Genomic DNA, 20091 nt, shown 5'->3' on the forward strand with positions numbered 1-20091 from the left:
ACTTTTGCAAATACCATGAACCAATTAGAACAACTCAAGCAATACACCACTGTGGTCGCTGACACTGGCGATTTCCAGGCTATCCAGGCTTACGCCCCACGCGATGCGACGACCAATCCATCCCTGATCCTGAAAGCAGTGCAAAAGCCGGAATACCTGCCTTTGCTGGAAAAAGCCGTCAAAGACACAGCAGGCAAGTCCATCGATGAAACCATCGATCACTTGCTGATTGCTTTTGGTCTGCAAATTTTAAAAGTCATCCCTGGCCGTGTTTCTACCGAAACCGATGCCCGCCTGTCTTTCGATACGGCTGGCACCATTGCCAAAGGCCGTCAACTAATCGCCATGTATGAAGCAGCAGGTATACCGCGTGAACGCATCCTGATCAAGATCGCCTCGACCTGGGAAGGCATACGTGCTGCCGAAGTATTGGAAAAAGAAGGTATACGCTGCAATATGACCCTGCTGTTCTGCCTGGCACAAGCAATTGCCTGTGCTGAAGCAGGTGCGCAGTTGATCTCGCCTTTCGTTGGCCGCATCTATGACTGGTACAAAAACAAGACTGGCCAGGAAATTTTTGGTGCAGATGACCCAGGTGTCTTGTCTGTCAAAAAAATCTACACTTACTATCGCAAGTTTGGCTATAGCACAGAAGTCATGGGTGCCAGCTTCCGTAATACTTCACAAATCCTGGAACTGGCAGGCTGCGACTTGCTGACTATCAGCCCTGATCTTTTGCAAAAACTCAGCGACAGCAATAGCAATGTCACTCAAAAACTGAGCAAGGAACTGGCCGCTTCTTCTGACCTGCAAAAAGTCAGCATGGATGAAAAGACTTTCCGTCTTGATTTGAATGAAGATGCCATGGCGACAGAAAAGCTGTCAGAAGGCATACGTGCTTTTTGTGCTGATACCGTCAAACTGGAAAAGATGATTGCCGCAATGCTTTGAGCCAACACCATCTGACAGGTTATGATGAGGGGGTAGAATTTTCTGCCCCCCTTTTTTATTTTGATGACCCGGATATGAAAAAGCAGTTAGACATAGCAAGCTGGAACAGGCGCGAACACTATGCCTTTTTTTCCCAGATGGATGAACCCTTCCATGGCTTGAACCTGCATGTGGATTGCACCTGGGCCTATCAGCATTGCAAAGACAAACAGCATTCCTTCTTCCTGTTTTATCTGCATCAGATATTAAGCGCCATCATGCGCACCGATGCCATGCGCTACCGCATAGAAGACGGCAAGGTATTTGATTATGAAGTGATACACGCAAATGCGACCGTGCAACGCGCTGACCATACTTTTGGCTTCTGCCCCATTTATTATGAAAAAGATTTTGCCGTTTTCGCCACCGGGGCAAACATTGCCATGGATAAAATCAAGAACAGCAGCGGCCTTTGCTTTAATGATGAGTGTGCACGTGAGGATGTGATCCATTTCTCTGCCCTGCCCTGGATCAGCTTCACAGGGCTAACCCATGCACGGCAGTATGATCGCAAGGACAGCGTGCCCAAAATCTCAGTTGGCAAATTTTTTAAACAACACCAGCGCCTGATGCTACCTATCGCAATATTTGTTCATCATGGCTTGGTCGATGCGTATCATGTACATCAATTCATGGAAGTACTGGAAACAGGTCTATCTGGGCAACTCAAATAATCATGATCAAATCCATCAATAAAACGCAGATACTTTTTTGCTTTGCCAGTTTTCTCAGTGCAAGTGCTGTAGCAGAAACAGATACACTCTGGAGCAAGACCTTTTTGCAATACCAGGCAGCAAACCTATGGGTACCAAAAGAAATAAGGACACAGCTCGAAGCGGAACGCAAAGACCAGCCTGGCAAAACCAAGTATATAAAATCCACTCTCAGTAGTTGGGAAAAACATGATCCTGTTTATACAAATGTCAGTACTAACAATAACTGGCAAGTTTTAACCGAAGAGACGAAATCCGTTGATGGGATCAATAATATGTTGATGAGTCTCGATAAGATGAAATCCAGTTTACTTGTTCAGGGTTCCGTGCCACTTCGCCTCGAAAACCAAAACTTGGATGGCAGAAATCTGGCGGTATTTGAGCTTAGCGATGGCGGCATGGGGAAAAAGGTCAGTATTAAAATGTGGGTTGCCCCAGATACTGCCTGCATGGTTAAAATGGACACTTCCATACACATAACCCTCTATGCCGATGTAAATTTCAGCACTCGCTATACTGAACCTAATAAAGATGGATTATGTCTGCATAGCCTGATGCAAGGCAACATCGACATGCAAATCCCCTTTAAAAAAGGAAACATACATATTAAGCAAAGCAATAGTGACTGGACGCCAAGACCAGCGAATTAAGATCCCAAGCCAGCCTCGCCCCTTCAAGGAAACATCATGCGCAAATTGAATCCTGCAGTCTTCGTTCTGGCTTGCATATTGGTAACTGGTAATGCATGTGCTGATGACTTCACAGATGGTGTCAGTTACTACGAGCAAGGTGACTTTACCTCGGCACTGGCGTCGTTCAAAGCCGCAGCAGATAAGGGTAATGCCGATGCACAGTTCAATCTGGGTCTGATGTTTTTGAATGGTGAAGGCGTGCAGCAAGACTACAGGCAGGCACTCAACTGGTTCGAGCAAGCGGCCAGCAAGGGCAATGTCAGGGCGCAAGTAAATATAGGGCGCATGTATGCAAAAGGTAAGGGCATGCTCTCGAATCATGGCATCGCTGCTTCATGGTTCAAAAAGGCTGCTGACCAGGGCTATGCCGATGCTCAATATAGCCTGGGCATTTTGTATGTCACGGGTACAGGCGTGGGGCGTGACTATAACAAGGCCAGGGATTTGTTCCAGCAAGCTGCCAATCAAAGTAATGCCAGCGCCCAATATCAATTGGGCCTGCTTTATCTGAAAGGCCGCGGTGTCACAGAAAACCTGGTTGAAGCCTATAAGTGGCTGAGTCTGGCCGGTGATTATGAAGACAGCGAAGTATTCAGGAAATATGTGGCTGCCAAAATGAGCAAGGAAGCAGTCAGCGAAGCGCAAGCATTGGCAAAGGACTGGAAGTCTGAGAAGGCTGCTGAATAGCAGCACTGCAGGTTTCGGACCTTATATGATGGTAATATGTCCGTCATGTATTTGGTAATTGCCAGGCCCGGAATCTTCCTTGACCTGCCATTTCTGCTTGCCTATTTGTATCTCCACGCCCTCGTGGATTTTCTTTATGATCTTCACACTGGCTTTGTCTATCAGCTCTTGCTCTGCTTCCAGCTCATCCAGCTCTTTTTCCAGGGCATCCAGTTCCGCCAATAAATACAGGCGTTTGGCTTCGACTTTCTCACCAACACCGCCTGCTGCCTTTTGCGGGTGAGTGGTAAAAAATGCTTGCAACTTGATCAATTGATCCAGCTCAGCCGCCTTGCGTCCTATCTGGTATTGCTTGTCATGAATTTGCTCATCCCGGTAAGGATCAAACCCCACTTGAATTTGGGTGCGAGTCCCCGCTGGTGATCCAAGAGACACTGCGCAAATCGCTAGTGCAGCCTGTGCCCGGCCACCCAGGATATTACCCACATTGGAACCTGGCTTACCGACGATAATTTCTCTCCTTGCGACTAACTCGCACTGTCTGGCATTTTGCTGCAGATGTATGCTATTCCCTGCCTCTATATGGGCATTCTCGGCAAACAGAGCTTGCACTGAGCCTTCGCATTTAATTCTTGAAGTTATCCCACTGAGATGTTGTGTTCCTGACATTTTTTCTGCCAGTCCTATGATCCCTCCCTTGACTGCGACATTGCCACCGGCTGTAATATCCGCCGCCTCCACCATGCCGTTGACGATAATATCTCCGGTGACATTTAATATCATGCCTGCCTTGACATCGCCATCCACATGAATAGTGCCTTCAAAACTGATATTACCCGTACTCAAATCCACATCGGGCACCTGCAACACCGGATTGACGATGACACCATCATCTACCAGGACAGGTTGGCCAGCATTGATCGCCACCAGTAAATCGGGGTTGCCGGCAGATGGTGTTGCCCCCTGCAAATGCGCGCCAAAAGCCATTTCAGGCATGGGCTTGGCCAGGATAACCTGACCCTTGATATTCATGCCGAACTTGCCTTGGACTGGAGGTATGCGCCGCATCAGTTCGTCACCGACATGAACGATCAATAAATGGCTGAGCTCGCGAAACTTGATGATCGCCAGTTCATCTCTTTGTGTAATTTCACTTTTTTGTGCCCCAAACAGTGGCTCCAGCTTACCTGCCACTCCCTGGCGTGGTGGCTCACCTTCTGCAATCAGCACATGATGGCATGCACCTGCAGCCAGGGCAGCATCGAGCTCTTTATGCAAAATCCCATGGATAATACCCTGTTCACGTAAGGCATCATTGATTGCGCTACCTATGGTTTTACCACCCTGAGCGGGGATCATGGTCAGGTACGCAGATAATAAATCGTCGGAAATTTCCAGTGAGAATTCAGCGTCTCTGCGTTCCCCTATCTGGAATTTTTGCAACTCTTTAGCATCGCGACATAATTTGATGAAAGCCAGTAAAGCAACGCTGTCTTTATAAAAATCGGCGCATTTACTTGCTTGCAACGCGCTTTCAAGACTGCTCATATCCGGGGGGATGCCAGCATCGTCGGGATCATATTGCGCAAACAAAATACCGGCAGGCTCTTCTGTGAAAAAAGATAAGTTTACTGAATGAGAAAGCGATTCGCTCAAGATGCTTCCTTTACATTGAAATCCATGTAGAAATCGTCGCACATACTTACATCACATACAAGCACGCCACGCGGACAAGTACATGGCTAGCTATACTTTGGTAGATACTGAAATACATGCAAAAACCCTGTATAAATGCGAATTCAGACGGCAATTCCATTTAAAAGCACAGTTTGCCGACACTTTTTAACACCTGAAAAATGGGCAGACCGAATATAAAATGCAAAGATGCGCAAGTTGTCACCCTTGACCTTAAACAGGATCTGCTGACATTGGCACAAATGCTGGCCGCCAACCAGTTGCCCCCTCCCTGGCAACTTGGTCTGAGCTTAAGTGATTTTGCCGATTCTTTTGATGATGATATGGCTTACATCGATGCATTCAGGCTTTGGGGCATGTCAGCATTTGATGATGCTGAATATGTGCAAAAACTCCTGGACAGTACCCATGCACCAGAAGAATGGCGATCATGGGCTGCAGAGCATTTTAATTTCACTCTGGAATAAGCGGAGGCGAGGCCTGGATTTTATTTGTCGATGAAAAACGCTCTACATGTACCTCGCCAGCATGCCCCAAATAACTGACGTGGTGACCTGTTATCCAGACAATGTAACCTACACAACCAGCGGCCATGGATAGCTGGAGAAATTCTGAATAGCGCACCACATCGCGTTGCGCTTCACGCATTGCCGCGAGCAAAGCACCTGCATCGAATGCGGCAGGAATGGGATACTTTTTCTACCCAAAATCAAGCGCATCAACGCTGCCGTCCTGCAAATAATAAATTGTGCTTCCGCTACGGTAATCAGCAAAATAAGATTCCATGCCCGCATCGATAAGTTTGCCAACGACTCCCCCCGCAAGTCAGCCTCCATGCATATGAGTCACTGGATAGCATGCCTATTGCCTGTATCGCTGCTTCGTCCATCACTTGCTCCTTTTAATTTCAAGCTTACTTCTCCGGTATTTGCCTCATGCCATGCAAATTTCATGTGCTTCGTGCTTTAAAAAGATAAATTCATTTATTAATGCAAATGCGAATCATTTGCATTCAATATTTATTTGCATTATTATCACGCCCTTAACAAAAGGGGAAACCATGCATTTCAAAAGGAAATTGATCGTTGTAGTACTGGCCAGTTTAGCTGCTGGACAAGCTGTATGTTCTGCGTCACAAGAATCAGCAGATGGGCAACAGGTCGTAGTCACTGCAACTTTGCGTAACCATAGCATCGCCTCAGCACCAGCCTTTACTACGGTGGTGACTGCTGAAGATATCGCCAAATCACCAGTAAACAGTCTGGCAGATTTATTGCGGGAAACCGTCGGTGTCAACAATCAGACTGATGGCACGGGTCGCGATGAAATCCAGATTCGCGGGTTGGGCGGCAAATACACTTTGATGCTGGTCAACGGCAAACGCATTTCCTCAGGTGGTGCCTTGTGGCGCGGCAGTGACTTTGACTTCAGTTCCATCCCTTTGAACAGCATCAAACGAGTAGAAATCGTGCGTGGCCCCATGGCTGCCTTGTATGGTTCTGACGCCATTGGCGGCGTCATCAATATCATCACCAAGACGCCTGCCAAAACATGGACAGGTACATTCAATACCGAGTACCGCAAGATCGCCACTGGCGAACAAGGTGACCAATACCGCATAGGCGCAGCCACCAGCGGTGCCTTCAATGAGCAGCTCAGCATGGCTATTTCTGGCGAAGTGTATGACAGGCAGCCATGGTTCAGCACCACGGCATCCGACCCCACTCGCCCTGCCCGCCTGGAGAAAAAACAATCACAGAACCTGGTAACGACAACGACATGGAAATTATCGGGTACCCAGTCCCTGGACTTTGACTTTGGCTATAACAAGGACAAACGTCCCTACGCGCTGTACTACTATGCCTATTATCCTGCATACAAATTTGAAGCCAAGGATTACAGAGAGCAGGAAATTACACGCTACACCTATGGCATCAGTCACAAGGCTTCATGGGATTGGGGTACGACTACTGCGTTCCTGAATCAGGAAGACGCCTCCATTGATGACTTCAACAGCCGCTATAACAAACCGCAACAGCGCCTGTTAAAGGAGCAAAACACCTATGCAAAAGTGTACGCCAATATGGAATTGGGCAGCCATGGCCTGACTGCAGGTGTCGACCTGCGTCGTCAATTGATCAAAGATCCGCTAACTTATCTGAAGACAGGGAAAATCAGCACCAGAAGTTCTGCGATATTTGCAGAAGATGAAATCAGCCTGAGCAAGGATTTGCATTTAACACTAGCTGGTCGTGTGGATGACAGCAATACCTTTGGCAATCATTTTTCGCCCAAGACTTATCTGTCTTACCAGGCCAACAATGTCGTCACTGTCAAAGGTGGTATCAGCAAGGCATTCAAAGCCCCTGATGCCTATCAGTTAAGCCCGGAGTACATTGTGATCAGCTGTGCAGGCGCCTGCTATTTATCAGGCAACCCCAACTTGAAACCTGAGACCAGTACTAACTTTGAGGCCGGCTTTGAAGCGCATCAAAAAGGCTGGAATATGAGCGCCGTGATGTTCAAGAATGACGTAGATTCCATGATCGTATCCAATTACGATAGCGTCAAAAATGCCCGCAATTGGATCAACGTTGCCAAAGCCAAGACCAGTGGCATTGAGTTGCAGGGTGATGTTGAAATCAATCCCGCCTTCTCCATCAATGGAAACTATACGCATTTGAAGGCAGACTACACTGACGAGCGCGGCAAGGAAACCAAACTGGATAACCGTCCTGCCAATGTAGCAAAACTGGGCGTAAATTGGAAAGCAACTGAACGTCTGCAAACAAGCCTGATTGCACATTACACAGGTAACCAGTTCTATGAAGGCAAGGAATTGCCAGCCTATACCCGTCTGGACTGGAATCTGTCTGCCCGTCTGCAAGACAATCTGATTTTGCGCGTGGGCGTAAAGAACCTCACTAATGTGAACCTGGAACAAAAGAGCAAAGATTTTGCATACTTTGAATTAGGTCGCAATTATTACGTGAGTGCCACACTGGCGTTTTAGGCGTGCTGGTTGAAAAGCTGCCGGCATTTCCGTGCCTGCGGCTTTTTGCTGCAAATTCGTTCTATCTACTTAAACAGGAATAGTCTTGTGTCTATTTTGTTTTTTCTGCTAACACTGACCGCCTCTATCCTGCTGTATCTGTGCCATAGGCATCAAGCCTGGCTGACAAAGGCTTTACCAGCAAAACCTTTGCTTGCAATTGCCAGCCTGCTCATGGCATTGGCCTTGTATTGCGGATGGCAGGCTTTCAGCATCGCAACTGCAATATTTGCGTGGCTAGTCATTAGTATGCTGGTTTTGGGCTTGCTGCCATTTTTCCCCCTGCTCAAGAAAAAGAAAACGCATGGAGAATGAAGCAAAAAAAACACCCATCCGCGCTGACTGGTGGACTAAAACAATATCCGGCCTGGTGCTGGGCTTTACCCTGGCGTTAACGATATCTGGCTTGTTTGCCTGGGCAGGTCCAGGCGGCATCGCTGCGCCACAGAAAGTGCAGTTTGTCATGTGGCTCATCACACCGATATGGATGCTGATACTCAGCCTGATTTATCTGGTGCGCACAGGCGTGCGCGCATTGACAGGGCTGCTATTTGCCAACGTGCTGGCCTATGCCCTGCTATTTCTTGTAAAAACTTAGTCGAGCAGTCTATGAAGATTAGAAGTGACATCTTGCGCATCTATCAATCCCTGCATACCTGGGTAGGCATCAGTGCAGGCTTATTGCTGTTCATCGGTTTCTTTGCCGGCGCCTTGACCATGTTCAAGCAACCACTGGATCATTGGGTCAGCCCGCCAGCACCAGTACCAGCCATGCTTCGCGAACAGGAAATCAACAGCCTGGCGCAACAGGCACTGGCACAGCATCCCGCTGCACGCAAGGGTTTCATCATGCATCTGGGCGAGCATGAAAACACAGTAGCAACAATGAGCTGGACAGCAGGCAAACCCGGGCGTGAGCTGGATTTCTCAGGCAAACAATGGATGGCCAACCTGGATCAAGAGGGCAAACTGCAAGCCAAAGAAGAACTACCGTCAATACTGGCACAAATGATAGACATGCTGCACAGGACTGGCGGCATACCTGGAAAGATAGGTGATGAATACCTGGGTGGTTATCTGATGGGCGTGGCAGGTATTTTGTACTTCCTGGCCCTGGTATCTGGCTTGATTTTATTACTGCCGACTCTGGCGAAAGATTTCTTTGCACTGCGCCCCGGCAAAAACCGCAAGCGCTTCTGGCTTGATGCGCACAATATTATCGGCATTACCAGCCTGCCCTACCATATCGTCATCAGTATCACCGTCATTGTATTTGCCTTTCATGACCAGTTTTACGACAGTCTGGCAGAAGTAGTCTATAAAAACCAGGCCATGTTTGGTGCGCCACCACCGGCTGCTGCTAAACCCTATGCAGCCAAAGACATGCTGCCACTGACCAGCATCATCAGCAAGGTCAAAGCTGAAGCGGGTGATTCAAGAATTTCAGAGATACAGTTCTTTGGTCTGGAAAGCCCACGTCCCATGGCAAGGGTAGCGCTTGTCAATCCACGCTATCTGGTGCAAGGGCCGGAAGCGGGCTACCTCATCGTGCATCCCTATACTGGTGTCATCATCAATGCCAGCATGTTGCCGGGCAAGGAAAGTACCTGGAGCGCCATCGTCGGTCCCTTCTTTTCACTGCACTTCGGCAGTTATGGTGGAGACATGATGCGCTGGGTGTATTTCGCTTTTGGCCTGAGTGGTGCCTTCCTGTTTTATTCGGGTAATTTGTTATGGCTGGAAAAGCGCCGTAAGGTGCAACGGCCAAATCAGCCACTTCCTGTACAAACATTGTCGACCAGGCTGATGGCTGCTGGCACGGTAGGTGTATGCCTGGGTACTGTGGCAGGCGTATGCTTCACTCTGGTGGCGGGCAAGTTGTTTGCTGCTGCGGCCGAGAATATCAATTTCGTTTATTTATTCGTGTATTACAGCGTCTTTCTGAGTGCACTGGCCTGGTCATATCTGCTTGGAGCTGCGCGCGCCTCTGTGGATTTGCTGTGGTTGTGCGTGCTTGCTGCGCTGGCCATCCCTTGCAGCTCTGTCATCATGGCCTTGCAATCCCCATCCAGTAATAACCTGACTGGCCCCGGTATAGAACTGGTTGCCATTGCAATGGCGCTGACATTTATCTACGCGGCACGCAAGACAGGCAAGCGTATCAGGGATGAAACAAAGGATAGCGTCTGGTCCTTACAGCAAATCCAGTAATTCATTGAAGAAGTGTCTTGACCTTGGACTCAAGTCCAAGGTTTAGCATAGTCTTTCTTAATTATGGAGAGACTACATGCAACTGAAGACCTACCTGCGCATCGTGCGCACCAGCGCCTGGTATGACCTGATCGTCACCATAGGCTTTGCTACGCCCTGGAGTTTTGCACACCTTCACCAAAGCCTGTCACAGCTCAATAGCAGCCTGGGCATTGCAGGTGAATTCCCGGCATTTGCCGCTGCCCATGTCCTGATGGCAAACTTGCTGGGATCTATTGTCACGATCTGGGCAATTTTGCGCTTGCGTGACACCCGCATGGAATATGGCCGCTATGATGCTGCCGGGCGCATCCTGTTCAGCATGTGGCAGCTGTATGCTGTCGCTCATGGGGCCAGCCAGATCATACTGGCCTTCACTGTGTTTGAAATCGCTTTTGGGATTGCGCAGTTACTGCCTGTTGAAAAACAGGCAGTGGCAAATTAAAGACGCTGCAAGGCATCCAGCAGCGGCACGCAGACATCTGCCACCCGGTTCAAGCTATGCTCACGCAATGCAGCCAAATCAACCTTTTGCTCGCTTTCCAGCCCCGCCCAGGCCAGCAAGGCGGCACAGGCTTCTGGATGGTCGAACAGGCCGTGCAGGTAAGTACCGAGTATCAGGTCGTCGGGTGAGCGCGCGCCTTCGTCTTCGCCATTGATGGTAAAAACAGGCTGCGTGTCATTGCTGGCATAGGTGATGCCCATATGAATTTCGTAGCCACTGACTTGTGCCGTGCTGGTGTTGAATGCGCAAACGCCTGTCACTTGTTGCAGACGTTTTTCCTGTGTCAGTTCGGTGGTGATGTCGAGCAGGCCCAAGCCATCAGAATCACCGGCCTGCCCCTCCACACCATGCGGGTCGCTGATGATTTGGCCCAGCATCTGGTAACCACCGCATATGCCTATGACTTTACCGCCATAGCGCAAGTGCTTTTCCAGCACAGGCTGCCAGCCCTGTGCCTGCAAGAACGCCAGATCGGCACGGGTGTTTTTACTGCCGGGCAGGATAATCAGATCGGCAGGTGGAATCGCCCTGTCCGGGCCTATGAATTGCAGGTCAACATCGGGATGAGCACGCAGTGCATCAAAATCTGTATGGTTCGATATGCGCGGTATGGCAGGCACGATGATGCGGAACTTGCCCGCATTGCCCTGGCTGGACTGTATCGCATCTTCCGCATCGAGTTGCAGGCCATGCAGGTAAGGCAGCACTGCCAATACAGGTTTGCCGGTCTTTTTCTCCAGCCATTCAAGGCCAGGTTCCAGTAAACGGATATCACCGCGAAAGCGATTGATGACAAAACCGATGATGCGTTTTTGTTCTGACTCAGACAAACAATCCAGGGTGCCGACGAAATGGGCAAACACACCGCCACGATCTATATCTGCGACCAGAATGACCGGGCAATCCACCGCCTCAGCAAAGCCCATGTTGGCGATATCGCGATCACGCAGATTCACTTCTGCCGGGCTGCCTGCGCCTTCGACGATAATCGCCTCATATTGCTGTTGCAGACGAGTATAAGACTCCAGCACTGCACCCATGGCAATAGTTTTGTATTGATGGTAATCACGCGCATCCATGTCTGCCCTGACCTTGCCATGGATGATGACTTGCGCACCAGTATCGGAAGAAGGTTTCAGCAAGACCGGGTTCATGTCGGTATGCGCAGGCAAGCCCGCCGCCAGCGCCTGCAAGGCCTGGGCGCGGCCTATCTCACCGCCGTCTATGGTCACGGCACTATTGAGTGCCATGTTTTGCGGCTTCATAGGGACCACGCGCACACCCTGGCGATACAATAGACGGCACAGGGCTGCAACCACCGTGCTTTTGCCAGCGTCAGAAGTCGTGCCCTGCACCATCAGCGTGGATATTTTCATAGGATAGGATTCTTGTTCAAGGGTTTTGTGCGGACTGCCATTCAGCAATCAGTATATGCAATTGCATCAAGCCATGCTGTATCGCTGAGGGGCCTGGCGAGAGGATATCAGCTGACTTTATCTCCAGCACCCTGCCATTTCTTACTGCTGGAATATAATCCCAGCCTTCGCGCGCCACTACACTTTCAGGCCGGAATTTCTTGCCACACCAGGAACCGATGATGATATCTGGTGCACGCCGTATGACTTCTGCCGGGTCGGCAATAATACGTTCTTTGGCGCTATGATGCTGAGCCAGATCAGCAAAAGCATCCTCACCACCAGCAATGTGTATCAACTCTGACACCCAGCCTATGCAAGACATGAGCGGGTCATTCCATTCTTCGAAATAGATTTTTGGCCTGTGTGCCCAGTTTGCGCTTTGTTGTTTGATCGTTGTTATTTGTGACTGCAATTCTGCAATCAATAGCGCACCCTGCTCCTGCTTGCCAACCAGGGTCGCCAATACTTTGATCATTTGCAAAATACCAGCAACATCACGCTGGTTAAAGACATGCACTTCTATACCTGCACTAATCAGTTCACGCGAAATCTCGGCTTGCATATTTGAATAAGCAACAACAAGGTCAGGCTTGACTGCAAGGATACGGTCTATCTGCGCCGATGAAAACCCGCTGACTTTGGGCTTTTCATCACGCGCCCGGGCTGGCCTGGTGGTATAGCCAGAAATGCCCACCACATAATCTTCTGCCCCCAGGGCATACAAGACTTCCACCGCTTCTGTAGAGAGGCAGGCAATACGTTGATACAGGCTGATTGAATTCATTTCTTCCCTTGTGACGGTGCCACGGTTTTATCACGCTTCTGCCTGGCTTGCTCCAGTGCCTGGCATATCAGTTTGGCACCTTCGATAATGCGCGGACCTGAGCGGTTGAGCAGATCACCTTCTATTGAGATCAAATTATTGTTTTTTGTCGCCAGCAAGGTAGGAAAAGTCTTCCATTGCTCGACACCACTCACAGCCTGGGTTTTACTGTCACCAGTGATGATGACCTCAGGGTTTTCCTGCAAGACTGCTTCTGTGCCGACCACAGGTGCCGTGGTAGCTAATTTTCCGAAGATATTTTCACCACCGCAGGTACGTATCGCATCGCTGACGATGTGGCTGTCATTCAAAGTGTAAAGTGGCTTGCCCCATACCTGGTAAAAAGTCTTGACCTTGCTTTTATTTTGGTGCTGAGTACTCAGTTGTTGCACTTGCTGCCGGAATTCTGTCGCCGCTACCTGCGCCTGTTTTTCTGTGCCGAACAGGCTACCGAATTTGAGCAAAGTTTCCGCCACATTGTCGAGCTTGTGCGGCTCGCTGAAGAAATAAGGGATGCCAGAATTATGCAAAATTTCCAACTGACGCTCATAAGCACCATGCATCCAGACGATGAGTAAATCCGGCTTCATCGCCAGTATGCGTTCAATATCCAATTGGCGGTTATCACCAACATGCGGAATATTTTTTGCCGCCGCCGGATAATCACTGTACTTGACCGTAGCAATAATCCTGTCACCTGCGCCTGCCACATAAATCATTTCCGTCACATGCGGCGACAAACTAATAATCCGCTGCGCAGGCTTGGCCAGAGTAACTTGATTACCCAAGTCATCAATTACAGTAATAGCTGCCTGCACATGAGCTGCAGCCATCATAATGATTACAAAACTCAAAAGCCTGAACATATCACTCCAATACTCAAAGAAAAAAACGAACTATCTTTTGCACTTCCTCTGTGCTCACTCTGTGTCTCCGTGCCTCTGTGGTGAGTGGTTTTGAATTTCCGACCATTCGCCCAGGCCAGCCTCCAAACGCAACCGCCCCGACTCACTCCCCGGCAAGCCAAAGCGCAGACCATGCGGCCTGTGTGCTCCCTGCGCAAACCAGCGCAGCCAGATCCCGCGTTCTGCCATGAATTGCCACAACTGTTCTGATTTATTATTTAAGTCTTCATGACTGCACCATTGGAACAGATCAGTGCCTGATGAACGTATATCATGCACTTTCAAAAGTTGACGCAGTCGTTCACCTTCTTGCTGCAAGCGTTGAGCTGTCTGCACTTGCCACTGCTGGTCATTCAAGGCCACGATAGCTATTTGCTGGGCAGGCCCGCTAACACTCCAGGGGCCAAGATAATTCGCCAATTGCTGCAACAGACTTCTTTCAGCAGCGACAAAACCCAGGCGTATACCTGCCAGGCCAAAGAACTTGCCAACTGAGCGCAAGACGATAAGGCCAGGCTGGTCGGCATGGGCCGCTACACTGATGTCGGGCAGAGTATCAGCAAAGGCTTCATCAACGACCAGCCAACCACCGCGCTCAGACAGTTGCGCAGCCCAGCGCAAAAGCTGGTCTGCCGGGATAAATTCGCCGGTAGGATTATTGGGATTGCACAGCACTACGACATCTGCCTGTTCGACGGCTGCATCCAGTTCTGCATATATACATTCTGTCACTGCATGTCCGGCTTGCCGCCATTGGTAAGCATGTTCAGCATAGCTGGGGGCAGACACAACGACCTTTGCTGCCGGACGCAAGCGCGGCAAGGCTTGTATGACTGCCTGTGATCCCGCCACGGCGAGCATCTGTGGCGCACGATAATAAGTTTGCGCAGCTTTTGCCAATTCATCAGAATATTCAGGCAAGCGATGCCAGGCATTCGCTGTCAGTTGTGGCGCAGGATAAAAGTGAGGATTGATGCCTGTCGATAAGTCCAGCCAGTCTTCCAGTGGACGGCCAAAATGCCTCACTGCATCGCGCAGGTTGCCACCGTGTTCAAGCATGCATGACTCCACTCAAAAATAAGACTGCCAGCAAAGCTATGCCACACCACAATGCAGCACCCGTTTCTACCAGACGCAGAGCACGAAGAATATCTTCCGCCTTGGCCATCTCACCTTCTCCCAGTGGTGGCCGGGTTTCCAACACGCCGTCGTAACTAGCCGCGCCACCCAGCGCCAAGCCAAGCGCACCGGCACCAGCGGCCATCACTGGGCCCGCATTCGGACTAGGCCAGCCAGATGCCTGGCGCCGCCAGCATTGCCATGCCAGACGGGTCTTGCCCAAAGTCGCATAGGTGCATGCAGTCAGTCGCGCAGGTAGCCAGTTCATGACATCATCCATGCGCGCAGCCACACAGCCAAAGCGCAGAAAGCGCGTGGAGCGATAACCCCACATGGCATCAAGAGTATTCACGAGGCGGTACAAGACTGCACCTAGGCCACCGAGCAAGGTAAACCAGAACAAGGTGGCAAAGACGGCATCGCAGCCATTTTCCAATACGGATTCGACGCTGGCCTTGGCTAGGTAAGCCTCATCTGCATCTTGTGTATCGCGGCTAACGATATACGAAGTGCGTTTTCTCGCCTCCGGTAAATCACCCGCCTGCAAGGCAGTAGCAATGGTGGCATTATGCTCGCGCAGGCTGCGCAAACCCAGGCAAAAATACAGCAATACGATGTGCAATATAGCGGCCAGCCACATACTAAAATGCTGCGCCAGCAGCAGTGCTAGCACACTCAATCCAACCAGCGGTAAAACCGCCAGGCACCATCCCAAAGCACCAGTCCAGCGGCTAGCTGTTGGCTTGTTCAACCACCGCTCGACGGCATTTGCCAAATTACCAAAGCCCACCAGCGGATGGAATTTACTCGCCTCACCCAACGCCAGGTCCAGCAAGATACCCAGCAACAGGCATGACACCATGACCTGACCATCCTGCATCAGCATGGCTGGCCTTTAAAATACAGCGGCAAACCGGCGGCGACCCAGACCACATTGTCTGCGATGGCCGCCACCGCCTGATTCAAACGCCCTGCTTCATCGACAAACCAGCGCGATACTGCCCCCATGGGGACTATGCCCATACCGACTTCATTCGATACCAGAATAATCTGCCCCGGTGTCTGCACCAGTGCATCCAGCAAAGCCTGGCGTTGCACGGCAAACTGTGGTGGAGGCGTGATGTGGCCTACCTCAGGGAAATCTGTCGCTTCTGAAAACAAGAGATTCGACAGCCAGACTGTCAGGCAATCGACGAGGATGATATTGTCTGCACGGCTATGCGCCATGATGGTCGCGCCCAGTTCCAGGCTTTGTTCCAGTGTGCCCCAATGTACGGGGCGGCGTGCGCGGTGGTGAGCAATGCGCTCTTTCATCTCAGCATCGCCTGCACTGGCGGTTGCGAGGTACAGAACTTCTTGTTTGCCGTCACTGAGGAGTCTGCTTGCCAGTCGCTCGGCAAAGGCGCTCTTGCCCGAACGCGCACCGCCAAAAATCAGACTGGTACGGTGTGCGGATTTCATGTTAAATTTCTTAAGAACAATGCTGCCGTTGCCGCTGGATTAGATGCAAAGTAGGCATGAAAATAAGAAGCACACACATTGCCAACTCGGTAAATAGCTTCGCCCTGCTGCTGAGTAGTATGCTTGATGGTATGGCTGCTGGCCGTCAATATGGTTTCAAAGCGTGAGTAATGAAAGGTATGTCCGCGCAATTCGCCCTGCGATGTATTCCAGGCTTGTGCACCCAGCGCTGCCAGTCTTTCTTGCATGATGACTTTGCCAGGCAAGATGCCTGCCATGGGCCAGCTTTGTCCTTGCTTGTCTACCAGACCTTCAGTAATCGCCATCATGCCGCCGCACTCAGCCAATACAGGCATGCCTTGCGTATGAGCGGCGTGCAGAGATGCCAGCCAGTTACTGGCCTGCGTCAGCGTCTTTGCATGCAATTCTGGATAACCACCGGGCAGGTACAGGGCATCCGCTTGCGGCGGTATCGCTTCATCTGCCAAAGGTGAAAAGAAAATTAGCTCTGCGCCCAGCCCTATCAGGCATTCAATATTGGCTGGATAGATAAAGGCAAATGCGGCATCACGCGCAATGGCGATGGTCTTGCCTGCCAGATTGGCGGCTGATTGAGATATATGCTGAGATGCATGTTCGCGTAATTCAAAACTGGTGTCCGGCAAGGCATCCCAGGCTGGCATGTCCAGTTCCAGGCTGTCGGCCATGGCATCGAGTATGGCTTCGATGTGATCCACTTCTTGTGGCAAGACCAGACCCAGGTGGCGCTCGGGCAAGGCTGCTTCCTGCCTACGCAGGCTGCCGAGCAAGGGTATATCGCGCATGGCAGCCGCTACCATCTTGGCATGGCCTTCTGAGGCGATGCGGTTGGCGATGACACCAGCCAGGTGCACAGGTCCAAAGTCACGCAAACCCATGGCCAATGCACCGACAGTCTGCGCCATGGCAGAGGCGTCGAGCACCGCCACGACAGGCACGCCAAAGGCACGGGCCAGATCAGCCGATGAGGGATTGCCGTCATACAGGCCCATGACGCCTTCGATGAGAATGACATCGGTATCCAGCGCTGCACGTGCCAGCATGCCTTCGGAATCAGCCTGCCCTACCATCCACAAATCCAGTGAATGTACAGGAGAGCCACAGGCACGCTCCAGCATCATGGGGTCGATAAAGTCTGGACCGGTTTTAAATACACGTACAGTCTTTCCAAGCTTCACCAGCTTGCGCGCCAGTGCTGCCGTAGTCGTGGTTTTTCCTTGACCTGATGCAATGGCCGATATCAGTACGACCTTGGCGCTGGGCCTTACCATTCCACGCCCGCCTGTGCCACGATACCTTCTTTGAAAGCATGTTTGATGACATTCATTTCTGTGACGGTATCAGCAATCGCGATAATCTCTGGCAAGGCACCGCGACCAGTGACGGCAACGTGCTGCATTTCTGGCCTGCCATCGAGATCATCAATGACCATCTGGATGTCCAGGTAATGGTATTTGAGGGCGATATTGAGTTCATCCAGCACAACCAGGCCTATGGTGGGGTCAGTCAAAAAGCGCTTTGCCTGTTCCCACGCGGCTGCGGCTTTTTCCATATCGCGTTCACGGTTCTGGGTGACCCAGGTATAGCCTTCGCCCATGGCATGGAATTCAACTTCATCAGGAAAGCGGCGCAAGAAAATTTCTTCTCCTGTCGACATCGCGCCCTTGATGAACTGCACTACACCTACCTTCATGCCATGCCCCATGGCGCGCATGACCATGCCAAAGGCGCTGGAACTTTTACCCTTGCCATTGCCGGTATGTACCAGCAAGACGCCGGTCTTGCGTTGCGCCTTTTCTATCTTTTCATCCATCATCGCCTTTTTGCGTTGCATGCGGCGCTCATGACGGGTGTTGATGTTGTCAGTCGGGGTGTCTGGTTTGGGCAATGTTTCAGTCATAGTAATCTTCAGTTTTGCGGGAGGAATAAGCTGTGCTCACCGTGGGTGATGCGTTCTATGGGATGTCCAAGACAAGTACTCAGCGAAGACACCTTGAAGATATCTTCAGCAGGCCCGGCCAGCCAGCTACCATCACCCATCAGCAACAGGGCATGCGTGGCAATGCGATATGCCATGTTCAAATCATGGCTTACCATGATGACTGCCTTGTCTTGCTCACGACACAGACGAGCAAAGAGTTGCATGACACTGACCTGGTGTCCCAGATCCAGGGCATTGGCTGGTTCATCGAGCAACATCCATCTGGCATCCTGGGCCAGCAAGGCGGCGATGGCGACCCGCTGTCTTTCGCCGCCAGACAGGCTGCGCACATCGCGCTCAGCCAGGTCGGCGACATCCAGCTCGGCCAGCGCCGCCATGGCAAAATCCATGTCTTCACTATTTTCCCAGTAATGCACATCCTGGTAGGGATGGCGCGCGCTCAGAACAGTGTCGAGTGCCGAATAACCAAAAGCATCAGCCCGGGCTTGCGGTAAAAAAGAACGCTGGCGTGCCAGTTGCGTCAATGGCCAATCCTGCAGGCGCTTGTCCTGTAAATAAATCTGACCACTCTCTACGGTACGCATGCCTGCCAAGGTACGCAGCAAAGTGCTTTTACCAGCGCCATTGCGGCCTATGATGCACCAGCATTCGCCAGGCTGTACCTGCCAATTCAAATCGCGTAACAGGACACGCTTACCTACTGATAAATGAAGGGAGCGGATATCCATTAACGCCTCCGCCGTAATTGATGCAGTTGCAACAGGAATACCGGCACGCCCACCATGGCAGTAATCACCCCTACCGGCAATTGCTGGGGCGCGACGACAGTGCGCGCCACAGTATCAGCCAGCACTAAAAAGCAGCCTCCTGCCAGACTGGCAGCAGGTATCAGCAAGCGGTGATCCGGCCCCCAGGCGAAACGGCAGGCATGGGGCATAATAAGGCCGACAAAACCTATGCTACCGGCATTACTGACGGCACTGGCAGTCAACAAGGCGGCACTCAAAAACAATAATTGCCGCAAGCGGCCTATATTGACACCGAGAGTACTGGCACTGTCTGCATGCATGGCAGCGACATTAATGGACCTGGCATTGCGCATGGCAAACACAGCGATGATCGCTAATATGACCCAGGGCAGATAGCGCGATTGTGAATTCGATAAGTCCCCTATCATCCAGAACACCATGCCGCGCAAACGACTATCAGGTGCAATCGATAACATCAAGGTGATCACGGCACCACAGCCGGTAGCGACGATGACACCAGTCAGCAAGAGAATAGGTGCGCTGCCATCGGTGCTGCCAGCGCCACGCAAATCATGATAAGCCAGGCCAAACAACAATAAAGCAACACTGATCGCGCCAGCGAAAGCGGCAAGGTCAACCAGCCAGGATAAGCCAAAAAACAATATGGTCGCCAGCGCGCCGACCGAAGCACCTCCAGAGATGCCCAGGACATAAGGATCAGCCAAGGGATTGCGTAACAAGGCTTGCATCATGACACCAGATAGCGCCAAGGTAGCACCGGTTACAAACCCAGTCAGGGCACGGCCCAGGCGCAAGTCCAGCAGGCTGCCTGGCAAGGTGGTCGGCTGGCCATGCAGCAACTCCAGCAAGGCTTGCCATAACTCAGCAAAACTCAGCGAGACCGAACCACAAACACAGGCGATCAGCACACTGCCTATGGCAGCAGTCATTAAAATCGGGAGGACCAAGCCAGCACGTTGAGCAACAGCCGGTTTGTTGACCGAAAGCCGCTGTCGTGTAGAAAAAAGGGACGTCATCATCGGTCTGGTCC

The 20091-nt window shown here is 51.0% G+C and carries 21 protein-coding genes; 9 read left to right on the forward strand and 12 right to left on the reverse strand.

What is annotated here, in order from left to right:
- Positions 1 to 15 precede the first annotated feature (15 nt).
- The 4 genes from tal to ACO0LC_RS11420 all read left to right on the forward strand — a co-directional run bounded on the left by tal (position 16) and on the right by ACO0LC_RS11420 (position 3082).
- Positions 16 to 951 carry a transaldolase gene (gene tal, locus ACO0LC_RS11405; RefSeq protein ID WP_423003063.1) on the forward strand — a complete coding sequence of 312 codons (936 nt, stop codon included), beginning with the start codon at positions 16 to 18 and terminating at the stop codon, positions 949 to 951.
- A 74-nt stretch (positions 952 to 1025) separates the two neighbouring features.
- Positions 1026 to 1664 (forward strand): CatA-like O-acetyltransferase, encoded by a 639-nt coding sequence (locus ACO0LC_RS11410; RefSeq protein ID WP_423003065.1) that lies wholly within the window; start codon positions 1026 to 1028, stop codon positions 1662 to 1664.
- Positions 1665 to 1666: 2 nt separating this feature from the next.
- Positions 1667 to 2353 carry a hypothetical protein gene (locus ACO0LC_RS11415; protein ID WP_423003067.1) on the forward strand — a complete coding sequence of 229 codons (687 nt, stop codon included), beginning with the start codon at positions 1667 to 1669 and terminating at the stop codon, positions 2351 to 2353.
- A 36-nt stretch (positions 2354 to 2389) separates the two neighbouring features.
- A complete protein-coding gene (locus tag ACO0LC_RS11420) occupies positions 2390 to 3082 on the forward strand; it encodes a tetratricopeptide repeat protein (RefSeq protein ID WP_423003069.1) in 693 nt (230 codons plus the stop codon).
- Between the two features lie 21 nt (positions 3083 to 3103).
- On the opposite strand, the gene ACO0LC_RS11425 is transcribed toward ACO0LC_RS11420, so the two are convergent.
- A complete protein-coding gene (locus ACO0LC_RS11425) occupies positions 3104 to 4738 on the reverse strand; it encodes a DUF342 domain-containing protein (RefSeq protein WP_423003071.1) in 1635 nt (544 codons plus the stop codon).
- Between the two features lie 200 nt (positions 4739 to 4938).
- Here ACO0LC_RS11425 and ACO0LC_RS11430 point away from each other — a divergent pair, with 200 nt between their 5' ends.
- Positions 4939 to 5244: a hypothetical protein gene (locus ACO0LC_RS11430; protein ID WP_423003073.1), complete on the forward strand. Its 306-nt coding sequence runs from the start codon at positions 4939 to 4941 to the stop codon at positions 5242 to 5244.
- Positions 5245 to 5837: 593 nt separating this feature from the next.
- Positions 5838 to 7790 (forward strand): TonB-dependent receptor domain-containing protein, encoded by a 1953-nt coding sequence (locus tag ACO0LC_RS11435; RefSeq protein WP_423003075.1) that lies wholly within the window; start codon positions 5838 to 5840, stop codon positions 7788 to 7790.
- Positions 7791 to 7942: 152 nt separating this feature from the next.
- Here the strand turns inward: ACO0LC_RS11435 and ACO0LC_RS11440 are convergent, their stop codons facing one another.
- Complete coding sequence (locus tag ACO0LC_RS11440; RefSeq protein ID WP_423003077.1) at positions 7943 to 8074, reverse strand: hypothetical protein; 132 nt, start codon at positions 8072 to 8074, stop codon at positions 7943 to 7945.
- Between the two features lie 59 nt (positions 8075 to 8133).
- Between ACO0LC_RS11440 and ACO0LC_RS11445 the strand changes: the two genes are divergently transcribed.
- From ACO0LC_RS11445 to ACO0LC_RS11455, 3 genes are all read left to right on the forward strand, one after another.
- On the forward strand, positions 8134 to 8427 hold the full coding sequence (locus ACO0LC_RS11445) for a hypothetical protein (protein WP_423003079.1): 294 nt from the start codon (positions 8134 to 8136) through the stop codon (positions 8425 to 8427).
- An 11-nt stretch (positions 8428 to 8438) separates the two neighbouring features.
- Complete coding sequence (locus tag ACO0LC_RS11450; RefSeq protein ID WP_423003081.1) at positions 8439 to 10040, forward strand: PepSY-associated TM helix domain-containing protein; 1602 nt, start codon at positions 8439 to 8441, stop codon at positions 10038 to 10040.
- A gap of 76 nt (positions 10041 to 10116) precedes the next feature.
- Entirely contained in the window at positions 10117 to 10524 is a 408-nt protein-coding gene (locus ACO0LC_RS11455; RefSeq protein ID WP_423003083.1) for a hypothetical protein, read from the forward strand.
- On the opposite strand, the gene ACO0LC_RS11460 is transcribed toward ACO0LC_RS11455, so the two are convergent.
- The 10 genes from ACO0LC_RS11460 to ACO0LC_RS11505 all read right to left on the reverse strand — a co-directional run bounded on the left by ACO0LC_RS11460 (position 10521) and on the right by ACO0LC_RS11505 (position 20077).
- Positions 10521 to 11942: a cobyric acid synthase gene (locus tag ACO0LC_RS11460; RefSeq protein ID WP_423003598.1), complete on the reverse strand. Its 1422-nt coding sequence runs from the start codon at positions 11940 to 11942 to the stop codon at positions 10521 to 10523. The two genes, ACO0LC_RS11455 and ACO0LC_RS11460, sit on opposite strands and share 4 nt — an antisense overlap.
- A 34-nt stretch (positions 11943 to 11976) precedes the next feature.
- Positions 11977 to 12786 carry a cobalamin-binding protein gene (locus ACO0LC_RS11465; RefSeq protein ID WP_423003085.1) on the reverse strand — a complete coding sequence of 270 codons (810 nt, stop codon included), beginning with the start codon at positions 12784 to 12786 and terminating at the stop codon, positions 11977 to 11979.
- Entirely contained in the window at positions 12783 to 13661 is an 879-nt protein-coding gene (locus ACO0LC_RS11470) for a cobalamin-binding protein (protein WP_423003087.1), read from the reverse strand. The genes ACO0LC_RS11465 and ACO0LC_RS11470 overlap by 4 nt, the downstream gene beginning before the upstream one ends.
- Positions 13662 to 13745: 84 nt before the next feature.
- A complete protein-coding gene (gene cobD, locus ACO0LC_RS11475) occupies positions 13746 to 14789 on the reverse strand; it encodes a threonine-phosphate decarboxylase CobD (RefSeq protein WP_423003089.1) in 1044 nt (347 codons plus the stop codon).
- The gene (gene cbiB / locus ACO0LC_RS11480) at positions 14782 to 15735 is read right to left on the reverse strand and encodes an adenosylcobinamide-phosphate synthase CbiB (RefSeq protein ID WP_423003091.1); all 954 of its coding nucleotides are present in this window, start codon (positions 15733 to 15735) and stop codon (positions 14782 to 14784) included. Before cbiB ends, cobD begins: the two co-directional genes overlap by 8 nt.
- Positions 15729 to 16310 carry a bifunctional adenosylcobinamide kinase/adenosylcobinamide-phosphate guanylyltransferase gene (gene cobU, locus ACO0LC_RS11485; protein WP_423003093.1) on the reverse strand — a complete coding sequence of 194 codons (582 nt, stop codon included), beginning with the start codon at positions 16308 to 16310 and terminating at the stop codon, positions 15729 to 15731. Before cobU ends, cbiB begins: the two co-directional genes overlap by 7 nt.
- Positions 16307 to 17620 (reverse strand): cobyrinate a,c-diamide synthase, encoded by a 1314-nt coding sequence (locus ACO0LC_RS11490; protein WP_423003094.1) that lies wholly within the window; start codon positions 17618 to 17620, stop codon positions 16307 to 16309. The genes cobU and ACO0LC_RS11490 overlap by 4 nt, the downstream gene beginning before the upstream one ends.
- Positions 17614 to 18249, reverse strand: coding sequence for a cob(I)yrinic acid a,c-diamide adenosyltransferase (cobO, locus tag ACO0LC_RS11495; RefSeq protein ID WP_423003096.1), 636 nt, complete (start codon positions 18247 to 18249; stop codon positions 17614 to 17616). Before cobO ends, ACO0LC_RS11490 begins: the two co-directional genes overlap by 7 nt.
- 8 nt (positions 18250 to 18257) lie before the next feature.
- Positions 18258 to 19019: an ABC transporter ATP-binding protein gene (locus tag ACO0LC_RS11500; RefSeq protein ID WP_423003098.1), complete on the reverse strand. Its 762-nt coding sequence runs from the start codon at positions 19017 to 19019 to the stop codon at positions 18258 to 18260.
- Positions 19019 to 20077: a FecCD family ABC transporter permease gene (locus ACO0LC_RS11505; protein WP_423003600.1), complete on the reverse strand. Its 1059-nt coding sequence runs from the start codon at positions 20075 to 20077 to the stop codon at positions 19019 to 19021. The genes ACO0LC_RS11500 and ACO0LC_RS11505 overlap by 1 nt, the downstream gene beginning before the upstream one ends.
- Between the last annotated feature and the right edge of the window lie 14 nt (positions 20078 to 20091).

Origin of the sequence: Undibacterium sp. JH2W, assembly GCF_049340425.1 — a bacterium.
Lineage (GTDB): Bacteria > Pseudomonadota > Gammaproteobacteria > Burkholderiales > Burkholderiaceae_D > Undibacterium.

Bases quoted from the DNA above. Each gene is read 5' to 3' on its own strand.
- tal (WP_423003063.1), top strand. From the start codon at position 16: ATGAACCAATTAGAACAACTCAAGCAATACACCACTGTGGTCGCTGAC.
- ACO0LC_RS11410 (WP_423003065.1), top strand. From the start codon at position 1,026: ATGAAAAAGCAGTTAGACATAGCAAGCTGGAACAGGCGCGAACACTAT.
- ACO0LC_RS11415 (WP_423003067.1), top strand. From the start codon at position 1,667: ATGATCAAATCCATCAATAAAACGCAGATACTTTTTTGCTTTGCCAGT.
- ACO0LC_RS11420 (WP_423003069.1), top strand. From the start codon at position 2,390: ATGCGCAAATTGAATCCTGCAGTCTTCGTTCTGGCTTGCATATTGGTA.
- ACO0LC_RS11430 (WP_423003073.1), top strand. From the start codon at position 4,939: ATGGGCAGACCGAATATAAAATGCAAAGATGCGCAAGTTGTCACCCTT.
- ACO0LC_RS11435 (WP_423003075.1), top strand. From the start codon at position 5,838: ATGCATTTCAAAAGGAAATTGATCGTTGTAGTACTGGCCAGTTTAGCT.
- ACO0LC_RS11440 (WP_423003077.1), bottom strand. From the start codon at position 8,074: ATGACTAGCCACGCAAATATTGCAGTTGCGATGCTGAAAGCCTGCCAT.
- ACO0LC_RS11445 (WP_423003079.1), top strand. From the start codon at position 8,134: ATGGAGAATGAAGCAAAAAAAACACCCATCCGCGCTGACTGGTGGACT.
- ACO0LC_RS11450 (WP_423003081.1), top strand. From the start codon at position 8,439: ATGAAGATTAGAAGTGACATCTTGCGCATCTATCAATCCCTGCATACC.
- ACO0LC_RS11455 (WP_423003083.1), top strand. From the start codon at position 10,117: ATGCAACTGAAGACCTACCTGCGCATCGTGCGCACCAGCGCCTGGTAT.
- ACO0LC_RS11460 (WP_423003598.1), bottom strand. From the start codon at position 11,942: ATGGTGCAGGGCACGACTTCTGACGCTGGCAAAAGCACGGTGGTTGCA.
- ACO0LC_RS11465 (WP_423003085.1), bottom strand. From the start codon at position 12,786: ATGAATTCAATCAGCCTGTATCAACGTATTGCCTGCCTCTCTACAGAA.
- ACO0LC_RS11470 (WP_423003087.1), bottom strand. From the start codon at position 13,661: ATGATGGCTGCAGCTCATGTGCAGGCAGCTATTACTGTAATTGATGAC.
- cobD (WP_423003089.1), bottom strand. From the start codon at position 14,789: ATGCTTGAACACGGTGGCAACCTGCGCGATGCAGTGAGGCATTTTGGC.
- cbiB (WP_423003091.1), bottom strand. From the start codon at position 15,735: ATGCTGATGCAGGATGGTCAGGTCATGGTGTCATGCCTGTTGCTGGGT.
- cobU (WP_423003093.1), bottom strand. From the start codon at position 16,310: ATGAAATCCGCACACCGTACCAGTCTGATTTTTGGCGGTGCGCGTTCG.
- ACO0LC_RS11490 (WP_423003094.1), bottom strand. From the start codon at position 17,620: ATGGTAAGGCCCAGCGCCAAGGTCGTACTGATATCGGCCATTGCATCA.
- cobO (WP_423003096.1), bottom strand. From the start codon at position 18,249: ATGACTGAAACATTGCCCAAACCAGACACCCCGACTGACAACATCAAC.
- ACO0LC_RS11500 (WP_423003098.1), bottom strand. From the start codon at position 19,019: ATGGATATCCGCTCCCTTCATTTATCAGTAGGTAAGCGTGTCCTGTTA.
- ACO0LC_RS11505 (WP_423003600.1), bottom strand. From the start codon at position 20,077: ATGACGTCCCTTTTTTCTACACGACAGCGGCTTTCGGTCAACAAACCG.